The organism is Pseudomonas sp. 2995-3 (genome assembly GCF_002742565.1).
In the GTDB taxonomy this organism is placed as follows: Bacteria; Pseudomonadota; Gammaproteobacteria; order Pseudomonadales; family Pseudomonadaceae; genus Aquipseudomonas; species Aquipseudomonas edaphica.
Genome location: NZ_LJSB01000314.1, coordinates 110,377 through 129,498, shown reverse-complemented (window position 1 = coordinate 129,498; position 19,122 = coordinate 110,377). Strand labels below are relative to the sequence as shown.

Below are 19,122 nucleotides of genomic sequence, written 5' to 3'. Positions count from 1 at the left end.
CTTAAGTTGGCTGGGCTGCAGCGGTGCGTGAGTTGCGGCGTTGACGGCGAACCATCTCGCCGGCCAGTGCCAGGTAGGCAATGGCGCCACGCGATGATTTGTCGTACGCCAGCGCGGGCATGCCGTAGCTTGGCGCTTCGGCCAGGCGGATGTTGCGTGGGATCACTGTGTCGTACAACTGATCACCAAAGTGTTCCTTGAGCTGCGCCGACACATCGTTCATCAGGCTCAGGCGCGGATCGAACATCGTACGCAGCAGACCCTCGATCTGCAGGTTCGGGTTCAGCAGCTCAGCGATTCGCTTGATGTTATCCACAAGGTCGCTCAAGCCTTCCAGTGCGTAATACTCGCACTGCATGGGGATAATCACCCCATCGGCGGCAACCAATGCGTTGAGCGTGAGCATCGACAGCGACGGTGGGCAGTCGATCAAAATGTAATCGTAATTCTCGCGGATCGGCGCCAAGGCGCTGCGCAGACGGCTTTCTTTCATCTGCATTTCGAGCAGCACCACTTCCGCCGCAGTCAAATCGCGGTTGGCCGGCAGCAGTTGATAACCACCGTGCTCGGAGTAGTGCATGGCCTGGGCCAGGTCACACTCGCCGATCAGCAAGTCGTAGACCGAATTTTCCAGGCCGTGTTTATCCACACCGCTACCCATGGTGGCGTTGCCCTGTGGATCGAGATCGATCAACAACACCCGACGCTTGGTGGCGACCAGGGATGCTGCGAGGTTGATGCAGGTGGTGGTTTTGCCCACGCCACCTTTCTGGTTCGCTATCGCGAATACCTTAGCCATTCTTGCTTGTGTTCCCAATCATGCCGTGCGGCGCAGTATCAGCAGATGGCGTTGGCCTTGGCAACCGGGTACGGCCAAGGCGTGTTCGCTATCGAGGTGGAAGTCTGTCGGCAATGCTAACAGCTCGTCGCTTGGATGAACGCCCTTCATTGCCAGCCAGCGGGTGTCGCGGTCGCCCAGGTGGCGCGTCCAATTGCTGAAGTTCTCCATGCTGCTGAATGCCCGGGAAACAATTCCATTGAAAGGCAGTTCAGGTGTGAACTCTTCGACCCGACTGTGGATAACTTGCAGGTTTTCCAGCTTGAGCTCGAGTTTTACCTGGGTCAGGAAGCGGGTTTTCTTGCCGTTGCTGTCCAGGCACGTCACTTGCGACTCGGGAAACAGGATCGCCAGCGGAATGCCTGGCATCCCACCGCCACTGCCCACGTCAAGCCAACGGCCGTTTTCGATAAACGGCATCACGCTCAAACTGTCGAGCAAATGACGCGAAACCATTTCGTCGGGGTTACGCACCGCAGTCAGGTTGTAAGCCTTGTTCCATTTGATCAACAGGGCCAGGTAGCCGAGCAGTAATTCGTGCTGGGCTGCGGTCAGGTCCACGCCTAACTGGCGCGCACCTGTGGATAATTCTTCGGCGTGTTGCGAGGTGACCAACGAACTCAAGCGCTTTGCTCCAACTGACGGCCCGCGCCGCGTTTTTTCAAATGAATCATCAACAGCGAAATCGCTGCCGGAGTGACGCCGGGAATACGTGAAGCCTGACCAAGAGTCTCCGGCCGAGTTATCCCCAGCTTGCTTTGGATTTCTTTCGACAACCCCGAAATCCCGGTGTAATCGATATCCACAGGCAGCTTGGTGTCTTCACTGGCGCGCAGGCGAGCGATCTCATCCTGCTGGCGGTCAATGTAACCGGCGTATTTGGTCTTGATCTCGACCTGCTCGGCAACCTGTGGGTCTTCTGCGCCCTGGCCTGTCACTTCGACCAAGCCAGCGTAGTCGATTTCCGGACGGGACAGCAGGTTCAGCAGGTTGTATTCGTGGGTCAGCGGCGTACCGAATTTTTCCGCAATCGCATCGCCCTGCTCCGTGCCTGGGCGAACCCAGGTACTTTTCAGACGTTGCTCTTCGAGCGTGATGCTTTCGCGTTTTTTGCAGAAGGCTGCCCAACGCGCGTCATCGACCAGGCCCAGCTCGCGACCTTTTTCGGTCAGGCGCAGGTCGGCGTTGTCTTCGCGCAGGATCAAACGGTATTCCGCCCGGGACGTGAACATCCGATACGGTTCCTGGGTGCCCAGGGTAATCAGGTCATCGACCAATACGCCGATGTACGCTTCATCGCGACGCGGGCACCAGCTGTCTTTGCCCTGCGCGCGCAGTGCTGCGTTGGTCCCGGCCAGCAAACCTTGGGCGCCGGCTTCTTCGTAACCGGTGGTGCCATTGATTTGGCCAGCGAAAAACAGACCGGCGATGACTTTGGTTTCGAGGCTGTACTTCAGATCACGCGGGTCGAAGTAGTCGTACTCGATGGCGTAGCCCGGACGCACGATGTGGGCGTTTTCCATGCCGCGAATCGACTGCACGATCTGAATTTGCACGTCGAACGGCAAGGACGTGGAAATCCCGTTCGGGTACAGCTCATGGGTGGTCAAGCCTTCGGGCTCGATGAAGACCTGGTGGCTTTCCTTGTCGGCAAAGCGATGGATTTTGTCTTCGATCGAAGGGCAATAACGCGGGCCAATGCCTTCAATCACCCCGGAATACATCGGCGAACGGTCGAGGTTCGCGGCAATGATCTCGTGGGTGCGGGCGTTGGTGTGGGTAATCCAGCAGCTCACCTGTTTCGGGTGCTGCTCTTTGGAACCCATGAACGACATGACCGGGATTGGCGTATCACCGGCTTGTTCGGTCATCACCGAGAAATCCACAGAACGCCCGTCGATACGCGGCGGGGTACCTGTTTTCAAGCGACCGACTCGCAGTGGTAACTCGCGCAGGCGTTTTGCCAGGGCAATCGATGGCGGATCACCGGCGCGACCGCCGGAATAGTTCTGCATACCGATGTGGATAAGTCCGCCCAGGAATGTGCCGGTGGTCAACACCACGGATTCTGCGAAGAAACGCAGGCCCATCTGGGTGACAACGCCCTTCACCACGTCCTGTTCGACGATCAGGTCATCGGCAGCCTGTTGAAATATCCACAGGTTCGGCTGGTTTTCCAGGGTTTCACGTACCGCAGCCTTGTACAGGATGCGGTCTGCCTGTGCCCGAGTAGCACGTACGGCCGGGCCTTTGCGGCTGTTGAGCACGCGAAATTGAATACCACCTTTGTCGGTAGCCATGGCCATGACACCGCCAAGGGCATCAATTTCTTTAACCAGATGGCTTTTGCCGATCCCACCGATGGCGGGGTTGCAACTCATGGCACCGAGGGTTTCCACGTTGTGCGTCAACAACAGGGTTTTAACGCCCATGCGTGCTGACGCCAGTGCTGCCTCGGTACCGGCATGACCGCCGCCGATGACGATCACTTCAAAACGGGAAGGGAAATCCACCACGCACCTCGTGCCTGCTTATGTAGGTAATCAGGAATTGTTTGTTGAAAGAGTTTTAGAGCTATGGCGGCAAGTATAGGGACTTAGCCCTTCCTAAAGAACCCTTTGCACAAAATTTAACCAGCTGTGGATGAATCACAGACAATAGAAATTAAAAAAGAAGAAATTTATAAGATCTTTGTTTTTATGTTTATTTCTACTGAGCCTACTTTCTGTGGATAGATCTCTACAAGCCTCTATTTACGCCGTGTACAGAGATTCAAAAGTCTGTGGTCATGTGCCAATGAGGCCCTTGGATAAGTGCTTTAAGCCTGTGGATTAAAGGGGTGGTTATCCACAGAGGGGGTTTTTCTCAGGTTTCAAGCCCTGTTATCAACTGGGCACAGGTGCGGTTATTCACAGGGCTTAATCCACAGAAAATGGCTTGCATGGCCAAATCTCGCCCACGCAAAAGCCACCTGCCTTTTAGGTAATGAGTCAAAAATGGGAATTGAATGCCCTGAGGCGGGCGAAACAGGCAGGCGCGAATGGCCTGCCTGTGGACAACGAAGGGTTACTTACCGATGCAGAAGCTGGAAAAGATCCTTCCGAGCAGATCATCGGAGCTGAAAGCGCCGGTAATCTCACCCAACAGCTGCTGCGCCTGGCGTAAATCCTCAGCCAGCAGCTCGCCAGCCCCCGCCAAGGTCAACTGAGCCCGACCGTGCTCCAACGCCGCGCTGGCATGGCGCAGCGCTTCCAGGTGCCTGCGGCGTGCGCTGAAGCTGCTTTCGGAGGTCTGCTCATAGCCCATGCAGGCTTTGAGGTGGTCGCGCAGCAATTCCAACCCATCGCCCGCTGACTTTGCGCTCAGGCTGATGGTCACGTGGCCATCGTCGCTGGTCTCCATGGCAATGGCTTCACCAGTCAAATCGGCCTTGTTGCGGATCAAGGTGACTTTGGCCGGGTCTGGCCGTTGCTCGAGAAATTCCGGCCACAGGGCAAAAGGATCCGCAGCCTCTGGCGCAGTGGCATCCACCACCAGCAATACGCGGTCCGCTTCACTGATCGCCTTGAGCGCCCGTTCCACGCCGATCTTTTCCACCTGGTCTTCGGTATCGCGCAAGCCGGCGGTGTCGACCACGTGCAGCGGCATACCATCAATGTGGATATGTTCGCGCAAGATATCCCGGGTGGTGCCGGCAATCTCGGTGACGATCGCGGCTTCTCGGCCAGCCAGCGCATTGAGCAGGCTGGACTTGCCGGCATTGGGTCGCCCGGCAATCACTACCGTCATGCCGTCACGCAGCAAAGCACCCTGCCCGGCCTCGCGCAGTACGGTGGATAACTCGTCGCGAACTTTATCCAGCATCGCCAGGACGTGGCCATCAGCGAGGAAGTCGATTTCTTCCTCTGGGAAGTCAATCGCAGCCTCGACGTAGATGCGCAGACTGATCAACTGTTCGGTCAAGTTATGCACACGCAGGGAAAAAGCGCCCTGCAGTGAGCGCAACGCATTGCGCGCCGCCTGTGCAGAACTGGCCTCGATCAAATCGGCAATCGCCTCGGCCTGGGCCAGGTCCAGTTTGTCGTTAAGGAATGCCCGCTCGCTGAATTCGCCTGGGCGCGCCAGACGGCAGCCCAATTGCAGGCAACGCTGCAGCAACATATCCAGCACTACCGGGCCACCATGGCCCTGCAGTTCCAGCACGTCTTCGCCGGTGAACGAGTTAGGGCCGGGGAAATACAGCGCCAGCCCCTCATCCAATACCGTTTCATCAGCATCCAGGAACGGCCCGTAATGGGCATATCGGGGTTTCAACTCACGGCCGCTGATGGCCTGGGCCGCCACGCTGGCCAGCGGCCCGGAAATTCTAACGATACCAACACCGCCGCGACCTTGAGCGGTAGCGACAGCAGCGATGGTTTCACGAGGAGCGCTCATCAGCAGGTTCCAGAACAAAAGTGACAGAAAGCAAAACGCCCCACTAGGGGGCGTCTTGAGTGGTTATCGACAGAGTAAATTACGCCGCAGCTTTTTTGGTAGCCGCTTCGATTTTACGTGTGATGTACCACTGTTGAGAGATCGACAACACGTTGTTGACCACCCAGTACAGCACCAGACCGGCTGGGAACCACAGGAAGAAGAAGGTGAAGATGATTGGCATCATCTTCATGACCTTGGCCTGCATCGGGTCCGGCGGAGTCGGGTTCAGACGCTGCTGGATAAACATGGTCGCGCCCATGATGATCGGCAGAATAAAGAACGGGTCTTTAATCGACAGGTCAGTTATCCACAGAATGAACGGTGCCTGGCGCATTTCGACGCTTTCCAGGAGAACCCAGTACAGCGACAGGAATACCGGCATCTGCACCAGAATCGGCAAGCAACCACCCAGCGGGTTGATCTTCTCTTTCTTGTACAGCTCCATCATGGCCTGCGACATTTTCTGCCGGTCGTCACCATGTTGCTCTTTCAGAGCGGCCAGTTTCGGCGCAACGGCACGCATGCGCGCCATCGACTTATAGCTGGCTGCCGACAGAGGGAAGAAAATCCCTTTGATCAGCATGGTCAGGAAGATGATCGAGAAGCCCCAGTTACCCACAATGCTGTGGATATGTTGCAGCAGCCAGAAAATAGGCTGGGCAATGAACCACAGAATGCCGTAATCCACAGTCAGTTCCAGACCTGGGGACAACTCTTTGAGCACAGCCTGGCTTTTCGGGCCGGCGTACAGGGTAGTGCTGGTTTCAGCCTTGGCACCTGGAGCGACGGTCAACGCCGGGCCAGTAAAACCAATGATGTAGTTGCCTTGGCTGTCTTTGCGGGTTTGAACCAGGTTGGCTTCACCCTTGTTCGGGATCCATGCGGTCACGAAGTAGTGTTGCAACCAGGCAACCCAGCCACCTTGGACGGTTTCTTTCAGCGCGCCCTTGTCGATATCTTTCATCGACACTTTTTTGTACGGCTCGCTACTTGTCCACAGGGCGGCACCCAGGTAAGTCGCAGTGCCGGTGGCGGTGCTGGAAGAAGGATCGGCGCTGTTGTCACGCTTGAGCTGGGCAAACAGGTTGCCCGTCCATGGCTTGGCGCTTTCGTTGTCGATCAGGTAAGTGACCTTCAAGTCGTACAAACCACGGGTGAAGCTGAAACGCTTGATGTAGTTGACGCCGTCGAGGCTGAATTTCAGGTCGACATTCAACTGGTTCTGGCCATCAGCCAGTTGATAAGTCTTCTGTTCGGTCGAATAAACCGGACGACCGGTAGCACGAGCATCAGGACCGTCAGTGCCGGTCAGGCCGCTTTGCGCCAGATAAGTACGTTCACCACCGTTATCGAACAGTTGGAACGGAACATCTGGATGGTCTTGGCGACGTGGATACAGCGGCAGTTTCAACTGCGCGATATCACCACCTTGTGGGTCGATAGCCAGGTCGAGCACATCCGTTTTCACGTGGATGAGGTCTTTATTGGTGACCACTGGCGTTTCTAGAGGGGCGCTTGTCTCGCCATTCGCGCTGGGAACATCGGCACTCGCGGACGCATTGTTACCCAGCGGGGTGTCCGGAATAGCCGGCGCAGCCTGATTGGTAGCAACATTCTGAGTCGGCAGGGCAGCCTGGCCGTAGTCCTGGTTCCACTTAAGAACCATGACGTAGGACACGATTGCCAGGGCGACGATCAGGATCGTGCGTTTAATATCCATGATTACTCGGCCATCGAAGAAGAACGGGAGGTAGGGATAGGTGGAACCGGGTCGAAACCACCGGGATTCCACGGATGACAGCGGCCTAAACGACGAAAGGCCAGCCAGCCACCGCGCAGAAGACCATGATTTTCTATGGCCTCTAACGCGTAGCAGGAACAACTGGGGTAGAAACGACAGTGGTCGGCCATCAGAGGACTAATGGCATAACGGTAAAACTGGATCGGAACGAGTGCCAGTTTACGCATTGGTGCTGTCTACCCCTACAGTTTCGGTGCTGACTGCTGGTGCTGGCTTGTTGGTACGCGCCAAACGTTTCCAGAGCTTGCCGAAATGCTGAATCAATTCGGGGTTTTCTACATCCCCCAAGCCTTTGCGCGCGACGATAACAATATCCCAACCAACCAGAGTGTCCTGGTGGAGGCGAAACGATTCGCGCATCAGACGCTTGAGGCGATTGCGCTCAACGGAGAGCTTTACGCTCTTCTTGCCGATCACCAACCCGAGACGGGGGTGATCCAGATCGTTGTTACGCGCAAGGAGCAGGAGATTTTTCCCCGGAACCTTGCCGGTGGGGGAGTCAAAGACTGCCTTGAAATGCCGGGGGGTTAGCAGACGCTTTTCCCGACTGAAGTCCTGACTCACCACCAGTACCGGATTATCAAACTGCCAGACGCGCACGACCTTTGGCGCGGCGACGCGACAGGACAGCACGGCCGTTCTTGGTAGCCATGCGAGCACGGAAGCCGTGAGTACGGGCGCGTTTGATGGTGCTTGGTTGGAAAGTACGTTTCATGGCGTTGTTACCTGGTTCGTCCACAACGGGCCGGAATGGCCCCCGTTTTAAGAGACCGGCGATTCTAGAGAAAGCAAGCCTCTAGGTCAATTTCCAACCAGCTTTTCCTTCAATTAGATCTTCTACAGGTAATCGGTCCTTTTCTGTCCGCCGGGCTTTCACGAGCAATGCCATAGATATAAAAATAAAGAAGGAAGTTATTTAAAGCTTTTCTGTAAAGCTTATAAAAGCTAGGCAGGCGATCATCTGTGGATAACTGCCTTGAGGCCATATTCCACCTGCTGTACAGAGAATGACAAGTACGGGGGAAAACGGTGCTCTGCCTGTGCTGCGCTGTCGGATAAGCTGTGGGTGGAATGGGTTGTTATCCACAGGCCAGTTACCCACAGACTTTCGACCCCACTTGTGCAACGAGCTTAGGTGCGCTTATCCACAGAGCTTATGCACAGACCATTGGTCGGCTTTTTTGCACTTAACACGTTGATTTTGGCTGCTCTGTGAGCAACCTACATGTGGATAAGTGGGCGTCTGGCCGCTACAATGGCGGCTGTTTTTGCCTCACCGGCTTTCAACTTAGGGGATATCCGTGTCAGTGGAACTTTGGCAGCAGTGCGTGGAGCTTTTGCGCGAAGAGCTGCCTGCCCAGCAATTCAACACCTGGATCCGTCCGCTACAGGTCGAAGCCGAAGGCGACGAGTTGCGTGTCTACGCGCCGAATCGTTTTGTTCTCGACTGGGTCAACGAAAAATACCTGAGCCGCGTTCTCGAATTGCTCGATGAACACGGCAACGGCATCGCGCCCGTGCTTTCCTTATTAATAGGCAGCAAACGCAGCTCTGCACCTCGCGCTGCGCCGAATGCGCCGCTGGCTGCTGCTGCGTCGCAAGCCCAAGCAGCACCGGCACCTGTTAATAACTCGCCGGCGCCCGTGGCCCAGGCGCCTTCGAAATCCTCGTCGCAGAAAAACGCGCCTATAAATGAAGAACCGTCGCGTGACAGCTTTGACCCGATGGCCGGCGCCAGCTCCCAACAAGCACCGGTTCGCGCTGAGCAGCGCACCGTGCAGGTGGAAGGTGCGCTCAAGCACACCAGTTACCTGAACCGCACCTTTACCTTTGAGAACTTCGTCGAAGGTAAATCCAACCAGTTGGCCCGCGCGGCCGCCTGGCAGGTTGCCGATAACCCCAAGCATGGTTACAACCCGCTCTTCCTTTATGGTGGCGTTGGCTTGGGTAAGACCCACTTGATGCATGCTGTGGGTAACCATCTATTAAAGAAGAACCCGAATGCCAAGGTTGTGTACCTGCACTCGGAGCGCTTCGTGGCTGACATGGTCAAGGCCTTGCAGCTCAACGCAATCAACGAATTCAAGCGTTTCTACCGTTCTGTGGACGCTTTGCTGATCGATGACATTCAATTTTTCGCTCGCAAGGAACGTTCCCAGGAAGAGTTTTTCCACACCTTCAACGCGCTGCTCGAAGGCGGCCAACAGGTCATCCTGACCAGTGACCGTTACCCGAAGGAAATCGAAGGCCTGGAAGAACGCTTGAAGTCACGCTTTGGCTGGGGCCTGACCGTTGCGGTAGAACCGCCGGAGCTGGAAACCCGTGTGGCGATCCTGATGAAAAAGGCCGACCAGGCAAAAGTCGACCTGCCCCACGATGCAGCTTTCTTTATCGCCCAACGCATTCGTTCCAACGTGCGTGAGTTGGAAGGCGCGCTCAAGCGGGTCATTGCACACTCGCACTTTATGGGCCGCGACATCACCATCGAGTTGATTCGCGAATCCCTGAAAGACCTGTTGGCTCTGCAAGACAAGCTGGTGAGTGTGGATAACATTCAGCGCACCGTGGCTGAGTACTACAAGATCAAGATTTCAGACCTGCTGTCCAAGCGCCGTTCGCGCTCGGTGGCACGTCCACGTCAGGTGGCGATGGCGCTCTCCAAAGAGCTGACCAACCACAGCCTGCCGGAAATCGGTGATGTGTTTGGCGGTCGCGACCACACCACGGTCTTGCACGCGTGCCGCAAGATCAATGAACTTAAGGAATCCGACGCGGATATTCGCGAGGACTACAAGAACCTGCTGCGTACACTGACTACCTGATGACACCAGCGCAGCTTATTAAGGCAAGGGACTAGACCATGCATTTCACCATTCAACGCGAAGCCCTGTTGAAACCCCTGCAACTGGTCGCAGGCGTCGTCGAGCGCCGACAGACCTTGCCGGTGCTTTCCAACGTATTGCTGGTGGTCGAAGGCCAGCAATTGTCCTTGACCGGTACCGACCTGGAAGTCGAACTGGTGGGTCGTGTGCAGCTGGAAGAACCGGCTGAGCCCGGCGAAATCACTGTGCCGGCGCGTAAGCTGATGGACATCTGCAAGAGCCTGCCCAACGATGCGCTGATCGACATCAAGGTTGATGAGCAGAAGTTGGTGGTCAAGGCCGGTCGCAGCCGTTTCACGCTATCGACCTTGCCAGCCAATGACTTCCCTACCGTCGAAGAAGGCCCAGGTTCGCTGACCTGCAGCCTGGACCAAAGCAAGCTGCGCCGTTTGATCGAGCGCACCAGCTTCGCCATGGCCCAGCAGGACGTGCGTTACTACCTCAACGGCATGTTGCTGGAGGTCGCTGAAGGCGTTATCCGTGCAGTGGCTACCGACGGTCACCGCCTGGCCATGTGCTCGATGCGTGCTGACATCGGCCAGCCGGACCGTCACCAGGTCATCGTGCCGCGTAAAGGTATCCTGGAACTGGCGCGTCTGCTCACCGAGCCGGATGGCAATGTCAGCATCGTCCTGGGTCAGCACCACATCCGCGCCACCACCGGCGAATTCACCTTCACGTCCAAGCTGGTTGACGGCAAATTCCCGGATTACGAGCGTGTGCTGCCAAAAGGTGGCGACAAGCTGGTGATCGGCGATCGTCAGGCGCTGCGTGAAGCGTTCAGCCGTACCGCGATTCTGTCTAACGAAAAGTACCGTGGTATTCGTCTGCAACTGGCCAACGGTCAGCTGAAGATCCAGGCCAATAACCCGGAGCAGGAAGAAGCGGAAGAAGAAGTCGGCGTTGACTACAATGGCGGCTCGCTGGAGATCGGCTTTAACGTGAGCTACCTGCTGGACGTACTGGGCGTGATGACCACCGAGCAGGTTCGCCTGATTCTGTCGGACTCCAACAGCAGTGCCCTGGTGCAAGAATCCGACAACGACGACTCGGCTTACGTTGTTATGCCGATGCGCCTGTAATCATGCTCAGCAGAAGCTAGATGTCCCTCAGTCGCGTCTCGGTCACCGCGGTGCGCAATCTGCACCCGGTGACCTTCTCCCCCTCCCCCCGCATCAATATCCTTTACGGCGCCAACGGCAGCGGCAAAACCAGCGTGCTGGAAGCCGTCCATTTGCTTGGGCTTGCCCGTTCCTTTCGTAGTGCTCGCTTGTTGCCGGTGATTCAATACGAACAACTGGCTTGCACCGTGTTTGGCCAGGTTGAACTGGCAGAAGGTGGGCACAGCGCCCTGGGGATATCTCGAGATCGCGGCGGTGATTTCCAGATTCGCATTGACGGGCAAAATGCTCGCAGTGCTGCACAGTTGGCAGAAATTCTGCCGCTGCAGCTGATCAACCCAGACAGCTTTCGCCTTTTGGAAGGTGCACCGAAAATCCGCAGGCAGTTCCTCGATTGGGGAGTGTTCCACGTGGAACCGCGCTTCATGGCCACTTGGCAGCGCCTGCAGAAGGCCCTGCGGCAGCGGAACTCATGGCTGCGGCATGGTACACTTGACGCCGCTTCGCAAGCGGCCTGGGACCGGGAACTGTGCCTGGCCAGTGACGAAATAGATGAATACCGCCGCGCCTATATCAAAGCCTTGAAACCAGTCTTTGAGCAGACCTTGAGTGAGTTGTTGGATCTCGAGGGCCTGACGCTGAGCTACTACCGTGGTTGGGATAAAGAACGTGAGCTGAGCGCAGTGCTCGCCACGTCCTTGCAGCGGGATCAGCAAATTGGCCATACCCAGGCAGGCCCACAACGTGCTGACTTGCGCCTTAGATTAGGCGCACACAATGCCGCGGATATTTTGTCCCGCGGTCAGCAAAAGTTGGTGGTGTGTGCACTGCGTATTGCCCAAGGGCATTTGGTTAGCCAAGCCCGGCGCGGTCAGTGTATTTATCTGGTGGATGACTTGCCGTCCGAACTCGACGAGCAGCACCGCCGCGCGTTATGCCGCTTGTTGGAAGACTTACGCTGCCAGGTGTTTATCACCTGTGTAGACCACGAATTATTGAGGGAAGGCTGGCAGACGGAAACGCCAGTCGCTTTGTTCCACGTGGAACAGGGCCGTATCACCCAGACCCACGACCATCGGGAGTGAAGGCATGAGCGAAGAAAACACGTACGACTCGACCAGCATTAAAGTGCTGAAAGGTTTGGATGCCGTACGCAAACGTCCCGGTATGTACATCGGCGACACCGATGATGGTAGCGGTCTGCACCACATGGTGTTCGAGGTGGTCGACAACTCCATCGACGAAGCTTTGGCCGGTCACTGCGACGACATCAGCATTATCATCCACCCGGATGAGTCCATCACCGTGCGCGACAACGGTCGCGGTATTCCGGTCGATGTGCACAAAGAAGAAGGCGTATCGGCGGCAGAGGTCATCATGACCGTGCTTCACGCCGGCGGTAAGTTCGACGACAACTCCTATAAAGTCTCCGGCGGTTTGCACGGTGTAGGTGTGTCGGTGGTGAACGCTCTGTCCGAAGAGCTTATCCTGACTGTTCGCCGTAGCGGCAAGATCTGGGAACAGACCTACGTGCATGGTGTTCCACAAGAACCGATGAAAATCGTTGGTGACAGTGAATCCACCGGTACGCAGATCCATTTCAAGCCTTCGGCAGAAACCTTCAAGAATATCCACTTCAGCTGGGACATCCTGGCCAAGCGTATTCGTGAACTGTCGTTCCTTAACTCCGGTGTGGGTATCATCCTCAAGGACGAGCGCAGCGGCAAGGAAGAGTTGTTCAAGTACGAAGGCGGCTTGCGTGCGTTCGTTGAATACCTGAACACCAACAAGACTGCGGTCAACCAGGTGTTCCACTTCAACATCCAGCGTGAAGACGGCATCGGCGTTGAAATCGCCCTGCAGTGGAACGACAGCTTCAACGAGAACCTGTTGTGCTTCACCAACAACATTCCACAGCGCGACGGCGGTACTCACTTGGTGGGTTTCCGTTCCGCACTGACGCGTAACCTGAACACCTACATCGAAGCGGAAGGCTTGGCCAAGAAGCACAAAGTGGCCACTACCGGTGACGATGCGCGTGAAGGCCTGACGGCGATTATCTCGGTGAAAGTGCCGGATCCAAAGTTCAGCTCCCAGACCAAAGACAAGCTGGTGTCTTCCGAAGTGAAGACCGCAGTGGAACAGGAGATGGGCAAGTACTTCTCCGACTTCCTGCTGGAAAACCCGAACGAAGCCAAGCTGGTCGTCGGCAAGATGATCGACGCGGCGCGTGCCCGTGAAGCGGCGCGTAAAGCCCGTGAGATGACCCGCCGTAAAGGCGCGTTGGATATCGCCGGCCTGCCGGGCAAACTGGCTGACTGCCAGGAGAAGGACCCTGCCCTCTCCGAACTGTACCTGGTGGAAGGTGACTCTGCTGGCGGTTCCGCCAAGCAGGGTCGTAACCGTCGCACCCAGGCTATCCTGCCGTTGAAGGGTAAGATCCTCAACGTCGAGAAGGCCCGCTTCGACAAGATGATTTCCTCTCAGGAAGTCGGCACCTTGATCACGGCGTTGGGCTGCGGTATTGGCCGCGATGAGTACAACATCGACAAACTGCGTTACCACAACATCATCATCATGACCGATGCTGACGTCGACGGTTCGCACATCCGTACCCTGCTGCTGACCTTCTTCTTCCGTCAGTTGCCGGAGCTGATCGAGCGTGGCTACATCTACATCGCTCAGCCGCCGTTGTACAAAGTGAAAAAGGGCAAGCAAGAGCAGTACATCAAAGACGACGACGCCATGGAAGAGTACATGACGCAGTCGGCCCTGGAAGATGCCAGCCTGCACTTGAACGACGAAGCCCCGGGCATTTCCGGTGAGGCGCTGGAGCGTTTGGTTAACGACTTCCGCATGGTAATGAAGACCCTCAAGCGTCTGTCGCGCCTGTACCCTCAGGAGCTGACCGAGCACTTCATCTACCTGCCTTCCGTGAGCCTGGAGCAGTTGGGCGATCACGCCCACATGCAGAATTGGCTGGCTCAGTACGAAGTACGTCTGCGCACCGTCGAGAAGTCTGGCCTGGTTTACAAAGCCAGCTTGCGTGAAGACCGTGAACGTAACGTGTGGCTGCCGGAGGTTGAACTGATCTCCCACGGCCTGTCGAACTACGTCACCTTCAACCGCGACTTCTTCGGCAGCAACGACTACAAGACCGTGGTTACCCTCGGCGCGCAATTGAGCACCCTGTTGGACGACGGTGCTTACATCCAGCGTGGCGAGCGTAAGAAAGCGGTCAAGGAGTTCAAGGAAGCCCTGGACTGGTTGATGGCTGAAAGCACCAAGCGCCACACCATCCAGCGATACAAAGGTCTGGGCGAGATGAACCCGGATCAACTGTGGGAAACCACCATGGATCCTGCTCAGCGTCGCATGCTGCGCGTGACCATCGAAGACGCCATTGGCGCAGACCAGATCTTCAACACCCTGATGGGTGATGCGGTCGAGCCTCGCCGTGACTTCATCGAGAGCAACGCCTTGGCGGTGTCCAACCTGGACTTCTGATCAGGCTACCCGCTAAAACAAAAAGGCCAACGCTAAGCGTTGGCCTTTTTTATTGGGTGAAACTTAAGCGTTTTACAATTGCTCCACGTGGAACATCAGCGTTTTTAACCTTGGGCAGCCGCCACACTCTCCAACCGATAGCCGTACCCGTAGATGGTCAGCAGCTGCCAACCCCGGTCGGCGGTCAGCCCCAGCTTGTTACGCAGCCGATAAATATGTGTATCCAGTGGCCGTGAGGAGACCATTTCTTCATGGCTCCAAAACCGCTCATACAGGTATTCCCGAGACAGTGGCCGAGCCAGGTTGGCGAACAAGCAACTGGCCAGGCGGTATTCACGCTCAGTGAGATTGATCGGCTTACCCGCGCGCGTCACCGTCAGTTCGGCATCATCAAAGGTCAGGTCGTTGAAACTCTGCACCTCATTAGTCGCTGGCTTTTGCAGCCCATGGCGGCGTAGCACGGCGTTGACCCGAGCCTTGAGTTCGTTTGGCCGAAACGGCTTGCTGACGTAATCATCCGCCCCGCTGTTGAGTGCGGTGACGATATCGCTCTCGGCATCGCGGCTGGTCAACATGATTACGGCGGGTGGTGAGTCCATGTGCTCGCGGGTCCAGCGCAACAATGCGATGCCTGTGATGTCCGGCAGTTGCCAGTCGAGGATCAACAGGTCAAAGGTTTCGCGGCGCAGTTGGCGCAGCAGGTCTTCACCGCGTTCGAAGAAATGCAGGGACCAGGGTTGCTCTGCGGTGCTGGGGATCTGTCGCAGCGTCTGTTCAACCCGACGCAATTCAGCGGGTTCGTCGTCCAGTATTGCGACACGCATGGGTGGGTCCTTTCTACAAAAAATACGACAGCCGACGGTCTGTTCAATCGCGTAGGTAATGCACAGATGCCTGTGGTTGAATCTGAATAATTATGGCCAGACTCAATGCTCACAGGATCTATCGGTACGCTGATATCAAAGGGCCGTAAACCCGTTTAAAGTCTTGCGTACCTACCAGGCGAAAGATACCGGCTCCTACCCTTGAGGAAAAGGATCAGCCGACACATGCGCTGCCGTAGACCTGTATGTGCTGAGGTCAGATGCCGTCTGAAACTACTCGGGTGATGAGCTCCATGACCTGTTCTGCCTATCGATTATGCTGTGCCCTACCCGCGTTACTGGCCCTGGTCATCAGTACAGCCCAGGCTGCAACGCCCTATCGCCCTGCTTATATTGACGAGCCGTTCCTGTGCCGTGCGCACCCGTTGCCAGCAGTTGTGCAGCATTTGACGGGTGAAGCCTGGAAGCTCGATGCCAAAGGCGGGGCGCAGCATCTACTGGAAGGGATGAGCATTGATGAGCAAGAAGGCGTGAAGACTTCGACATCGGCTTTCGTCAGCCTGCGCCTGGGTGATGGTTCCAGTGTGGTGCTGCCCTCCAGTTCACAGGTGCGGCTGCACTGGGTGGAAAAACAGGCGATTCCCCAGGTCATTCTGGAACAGGGCCAGGTCGAGACCTATGTGATCAAACGGGCCAGTGACTACGACCGTTTTCAGATCGTGACGCCCGTCGGCGTTCTGGGCGTGCGTGGCACGCACTTTCGCGTGCGCAATGACGGCGAGCAATCCGTGCTGGAGGTGCTGAATGGCCAGGTAGCGGTTAACCGTGCAGCAAGCAACGCCGCAGCCGAAGTGAAGGTGGACGCACGCCAAGGTCTGCTGATCAGACAACAAGGTGAACTCAAGCCCGTGGCGCTTTTGCCCGCGCCTGTATTAATCGGCCAGGACGGCCAAAAAGGTCAGTCGCCAGTCTGGAGCCTGTACCTGCGGCCATTACCCGGTGCACAGCGCTACCGCGCCCAAGTCGCGACCGACTCAGCCTTTATGAACATCAAGCAGGAAAACTTTTCCAGTGAGCCGAAAATGCGCTTCACTGGGCTCAAAGCATCGTTTTACCACGTGCGTTTGTCCGCCTACGACGCGCTGGGCCTGGAGGGAGAAACCGGGGTCTATGACATCTTCTATTACCCACCCGCCACTCAGGTACAGGCCAGCGATGGTTAACCCATGATGCTTTGGCACAAGGCCGAGAAACGCCAGCCCACTCATGCCCAGCGCTTGTTCCACGGCCTGGTGCGCGAGTGGTTGTGGATAGGTTTGCTGTTATTGCCAATGACGGCCTACCTCTCGTTGAGCCCGGGCCTGGCGCTGAACAACCCGCTGTATGACAGCCTCAGGCGCCTGGCGCCGTTGCCGGTAGACCCGCGCATCGTGCTGGTGACCATTGACGATCCTAGCCTGAAAGAGTTGGGTCGCTGGCCCTGGCCGCGCAGTTTGCACGCCGACCTGATCGACCGCCTGAGCGCCGCGCAGCCAGCGGCCATCCTCTTCGATGTGATCTTCAGTGAGCCCGGTGTGCCTGCCAACGACCAACGCCTCGCAGCCGCCGTGTGCAACGCCGGCAACGTGGTACTGCCGTTGCTGCGTGAGGAAGCGGCGAACTACAGCACGCCGGACGCGCAAATGTTGCCGCTGCTCAAGTGTGCTAAAGGTCTCGGGCATATCAATGTTGAAGCCGACAGTGACGGCGTGGTGCGCAGCCTGTTTATGCGTGAAGGCCCACCCGGTGACACCACGCCGCAGTTGGCGTGGGTGGCCTATGCATTGAGCGGCCAGGCCTCTGAGATGCCAGGGGAACCCCAGCAACCGATTAACCCGTCCTGGCACCGGGAGCACGCCATTCGGATCCCGTTCATCGCTGCCGACACCCGCTTTCCTACGGTCTCCTACGCCAGCGTTATACGCGGTGAGGTCGAACCTGAACGGCTGCGGGGTCGGCTTATTCTGGTAGGCGCCACTGCGTCCGGCATGGGCGATCGTTTCGTCACCCCACTCTCCTCGACTGTCGGCACCACGGCGGGTGTTGAGATCCAGGCCAACGTGCTCAACGGCCTGCTGCAAGGGCGCAGCATCGTTGATCTACCCGGCGCGGTGTCGGCCTTGATGGCGACTGCCTGGGTGGCATTGTTACTGGGCCTGTTGTTGTATCGCCCACGCTACGCGCTCTGGATGACCCTGGGCTGCATGGCCACCGCATTGCTCGGCGCGTGGGTGTTGCTGCGCCAGGGCCACTGGTGGTCACCGGCCGCGTGCCTGATTGGTTTGCTGCTCAGCTACCTGATATGGAATTGGCGGCGCCTCAGCGTGATCCTGGCCTACTTCGGCTGGGAGCTTGCGCGGCTGGATAACGAACCCAAAGTACTGCCCGAGCGTCGTCGTGCGCCCGCGAGCAAGGGCGATGTGCTGCAAGCGCGGATCTTTGCCCTGGAACAAGCGGTAAGCCGTACACGCGATACCCGGCGGTTTATGGCCGACGGTCTGGAGTGCCTGCCGGTGGCGACGCTGATTACCGACCCCAAAGGCAGCATCCTGCTGGCCAACCGGATTGCACGTGAGGTGTTCAGTAATGAGTTGGTCAACCAAAACCTCCTCGAACAACTCGGCGACCTGGGTTATCCGCCGCTGCACAATGGCGTGCGCCCTGCTCTCTCAGCGTTGGAACTCGTTGAGTTTCGCGATATCCATCAGCGCAGCCTGCGCATTGAGCTTGCCCCTTTGCTGCCGGCTGAAGGCGACGTCGCCCTCGGCTGGCTGATGAGCCTCACAGACTTGAGCAAAGAGCGCGAAGCGCAGCAGCACCGCGAAACCATGCTGCGCTTCCTGTCCCATGACCTGCGTGCGCCACACTCGGCGATCCTGGCGCTGCTGGATGTGCATGGCGGTGAGTCGCCGGTGTTTGCTCAGATCGAGCAACAGGTCAGGCGCGCGCTGAGCCTGACTGAATCCTTCGTACAACTGGCCAAAGCTGAGGCCGATGGCTACCAGTTTCAGCCCACGCTGTTTGCCATGCTGGTCATGGATGCTTTCGATCAAGTGGCGGTCATTGGCCAACTTAAAGGCATCCACCTGGTTCATGATCTGGACGAAGCCGATGAAGGCATGGTGTACGCCGATCAATCGCTGCTGACCCGAGCGTTGTTCAACGTGCTGGAGAATGCGATCAAGTATTCCCCTTCCGGTACTACCGTCACCTTGAGCCACGGCAGCGCGCAAGGATGGCTGGAATGCCGCATCAGCGATCAAGGACCCGGTATTGCGCCAGAGGATTTGCCCGAGCTATTCAGCCAATACCGACGCTTCGATTCGGCCCAAGGCAGTGAAGGTTTGGGGTTGGGGTTGACCATGGTCAAAGCTGTAGTGGAGCGCCATGGCGGTCGCATTCAGTGTGAAAGCGAGGTGGGTAAGGGTTCGACTTTCAGCCTGCAACTGCCGTTACTCGAGGATTGAAAAACGTACTTTTTCACGGTGCATAAAAAACCGGTCACAAGGACCGGTTTTTTTATGCGGGAAAAACTTATGCACGTTTTTCGCGATTTTATGAGCTTTGGAAATATGTAAGTAAATCAGCTTGTTATGAGGCAAAAACACCATTTCGCCAACAAACCGTACAC

The 19,122-nt window shown here is 57.0% G+C and carries 15 protein-coding genes; 6 read left to right on the top strand and 9 right to left on the bottom strand.

Annotated elements, in window-relative coordinates; genetic code table 11:
• Position 1: 1 nt before the first annotated feature.
• The 8 genes from AOA62_RS26520 to rpmH form a co-directional block, all read right to left on the bottom strand.
• Entirely contained in the window at positions 2 to 799 is a 798-nt protein-coding gene (locus tag AOA62_RS26520) for a ParA family protein (RefSeq protein ID WP_016978715.1), read from the bottom strand.
• Between the two features lie 18 nt (positions 800 to 817).
• Positions 818 to 1,462 (bottom strand): 16S rRNA (guanine(527)-N(7))-methyltransferase RsmG, encoded by a 645-nt coding sequence (rsmG, locus tag AOA62_RS26515; protein ID WP_017135125.1) that lies wholly within the window; start codon positions 1,460 to 1,462, stop codon positions 818 to 820.
• Positions 1,459 to 3,351 carry a tRNA uridine-5-carboxymethylaminomethyl(34) synthesis enzyme MnmG gene (gene mnmG, locus AOA62_RS26510; RefSeq protein ID WP_099550201.1) on the bottom strand — a complete coding sequence of 631 codons (1,893 nt, stop codon included), beginning with the start codon at positions 3,349 to 3,351 and terminating at the stop codon, positions 1,459 to 1,461. Before mnmG ends, rsmG begins: the two co-directional genes overlap by 4 nt.
• Before the next feature lie 553 nt (positions 3,352 to 3,904).
• A complete protein-coding gene (gene mnmE, locus AOA62_RS26505) occupies positions 3,905 to 5,275 on the bottom strand; it encodes a tRNA uridine-5-carboxymethylaminomethyl(34) synthesis GTPase MnmE (protein ID WP_099550200.1) in 1,371 nt (456 codons plus the stop codon).
• Positions 5,276 to 5,354: 79 nt separating this feature from the next.
• Positions 5,355 to 7,037 (bottom strand): membrane protein insertase YidC, encoded by a 1,683-nt coding sequence (gene yidC, locus AOA62_RS26500; protein WP_017135128.1) that lies wholly within the window; start codon positions 7,035 to 7,037, stop codon positions 5,355 to 5,357.
• A gap of 2 nt (positions 7,038 to 7,039) precedes the next feature.
• Positions 7,040 to 7,285, bottom strand: a complete 246-nt coding sequence (gene yidD, locus AOA62_RS26495; protein ID WP_073636650.1) for a membrane protein insertion efficiency factor YidD — start codon at positions 7,283 to 7,285, stop codon at positions 7,040 to 7,042.
• A complete protein-coding gene (gene rnpA / locus AOA62_RS26490) occupies positions 7,278 to 7,682 on the bottom strand; it encodes a ribonuclease P protein component (protein WP_026013533.1) in 405 nt (134 codons plus the stop codon). Before rnpA ends, yidD begins: the two co-directional genes overlap by 8 nt.
• A gap of 16 nt (positions 7,683 to 7,698) precedes the next feature.
• Positions 7,699 to 7,833, bottom strand: coding sequence for a 50S ribosomal protein L34 (gene rpmH / locus AOA62_RS26485; protein ID WP_003213577.1), 135 nt, complete (start codon positions 7,831 to 7,833; stop codon positions 7,699 to 7,701).
• Positions 7,834 to 8,419: 586 nt separating this feature from the next.
• On the opposite strand from rpmH, the gene dnaA reads away from it, so the two are divergent.
• From dnaA to gyrB, 4 genes are read left to right on the top strand one after another with little or no spacing between them, the layout of a single operon-like run.
• Complete coding sequence (dnaA, locus tag AOA62_RS26480; protein ID WP_017135130.1) at positions 8,420 to 9,940, top strand: chromosomal replication initiator protein DnaA; 1,521 nt, start codon at positions 8,420 to 8,422, stop codon at positions 9,938 to 9,940.
• Between the two features lie 38 nt (positions 9,941 to 9,978).
• Positions 9,979 to 11,082, top strand: a complete 1,104-nt coding sequence (gene dnaN, locus AOA62_RS26475) for a DNA polymerase III subunit beta (protein WP_017135131.1) — start codon at positions 9,979 to 9,981, stop codon at positions 11,080 to 11,082.
• Positions 11,083 to 11,102: 20 nt separating this feature from the next.
• Positions 11,103 to 12,206: a DNA replication/repair protein RecF gene (gene recF, locus AOA62_RS26470; RefSeq protein ID WP_099488159.1), complete on the top strand. Its 1,104-nt coding sequence runs from the start codon at positions 11,103 to 11,105 to the stop codon at positions 12,204 to 12,206.
• Between the two features lie 4 nt (positions 12,207 to 12,210).
• A complete protein-coding gene (gyrB, locus tag AOA62_RS26465; RefSeq protein WP_099550199.1) occupies positions 12,211 to 14,628 on the top strand; it encodes a DNA topoisomerase (ATP-hydrolyzing) subunit B in 2,418 nt (805 codons plus the stop codon).
• Between the two features lie 104 nt (positions 14,629 to 14,732).
• Here gyrB and AOA62_RS26460 read toward each other — a convergent pair whose 3' ends face one another.
• Positions 14,733 to 15,452: a response regulator transcription factor gene (locus tag AOA62_RS26460; RefSeq protein ID WP_017135134.1), complete on the bottom strand. Its 720-nt coding sequence runs from the start codon at positions 15,450 to 15,452 to the stop codon at positions 14,733 to 14,735.
• A 293-nt stretch (positions 15,453 to 15,745) separates the two neighbouring features.
• Between AOA62_RS26460 and AOA62_RS26455 the strand changes: the two genes are divergently transcribed.
• Entirely contained in the window at positions 15,746 to 16,675 is a 930-nt protein-coding gene (locus AOA62_RS26455; protein WP_099550198.1) for a FecR domain-containing protein, read from the top strand.
• A 3-nt stretch (positions 16,676 to 16,678) separates the two neighbouring features.
• Positions 16,679 to 18,958: a CHASE2 domain-containing protein gene (locus AOA62_RS26450; protein WP_099550197.1), complete on the top strand. Its 2,280-nt coding sequence runs from the start codon at positions 16,679 to 16,681 to the stop codon at positions 18,956 to 18,958.
• Positions 18,959 to 19,122 lie beyond the last annotated feature (164 nt).

Excerpts from the sequence above, each read along its gene's own strand:
- mnmE (WP_099550200.1), bottom strand. The coding sequence starts at position 5,275 with ATGAGCGCTCCTCGTGAAACCATCGCTGCTGTCGCTACCGCTCAAGGT.
- yidD (WP_073636650.1), bottom strand. The coding sequence starts at position 7,285 with ATGCGTAAACTGGCACTCGTTCCGATCCAGTTTTACCGTTATGCCATT.
- AOA62_RS26450 (WP_099550197.1), top strand. The coding sequence starts at position 16,679 with ATGATGCTTTGGCACAAGGCCGAGAAACGCCAGCCCACTCATGCCCAG.
- AOA62_RS26520 (WP_016978715.1), bottom strand. The coding sequence starts at position 799 with ATGGCTAAGGTATTCGCGATAGCGAACCAGAAAGGTGGCGTGGGCAAA.
- AOA62_RS26460 (WP_017135134.1), bottom strand. The coding sequence starts at position 15,452 with ATGCGTGTCGCAATACTGGACGACGAACCCGCTGAATTGCGTCGGGTT.
- dnaN (WP_017135131.1), top strand. The coding sequence starts at position 9,979 with ATGCATTTCACCATTCAACGCGAAGCCCTGTTGAAACCCCTGCAACTG.
- yidC (WP_017135128.1), bottom strand. The coding sequence starts at position 7,037 with ATGGATATTAAACGCACGATCCTGATCGTCGCCCTGGCAATCGTGTCC.
- gyrB (WP_099550199.1), top strand. The coding sequence starts at position 12,211 with ATGAGCGAAGAAAACACGTACGACTCGACCAGCATTAAAGTGCTGAAA.
- AOA62_RS26455 (WP_099550198.1), top strand. The coding sequence starts at position 15,746 with ATGACCTGTTCTGCCTATCGATTATGCTGTGCCCTACCCGCGTTACTG.
- rpmH (WP_003213577.1), bottom strand. The coding sequence starts at position 7,833 with ATGAAACGTACTTTCCAACCAAGCACCATCAAACGCGCCCGTACTCAC.
- recF (WP_099488159.1), top strand. The coding sequence starts at position 11,103 with ATGTCCCTCAGTCGCGTCTCGGTCACCGCGGTGCGCAATCTGCACCCG.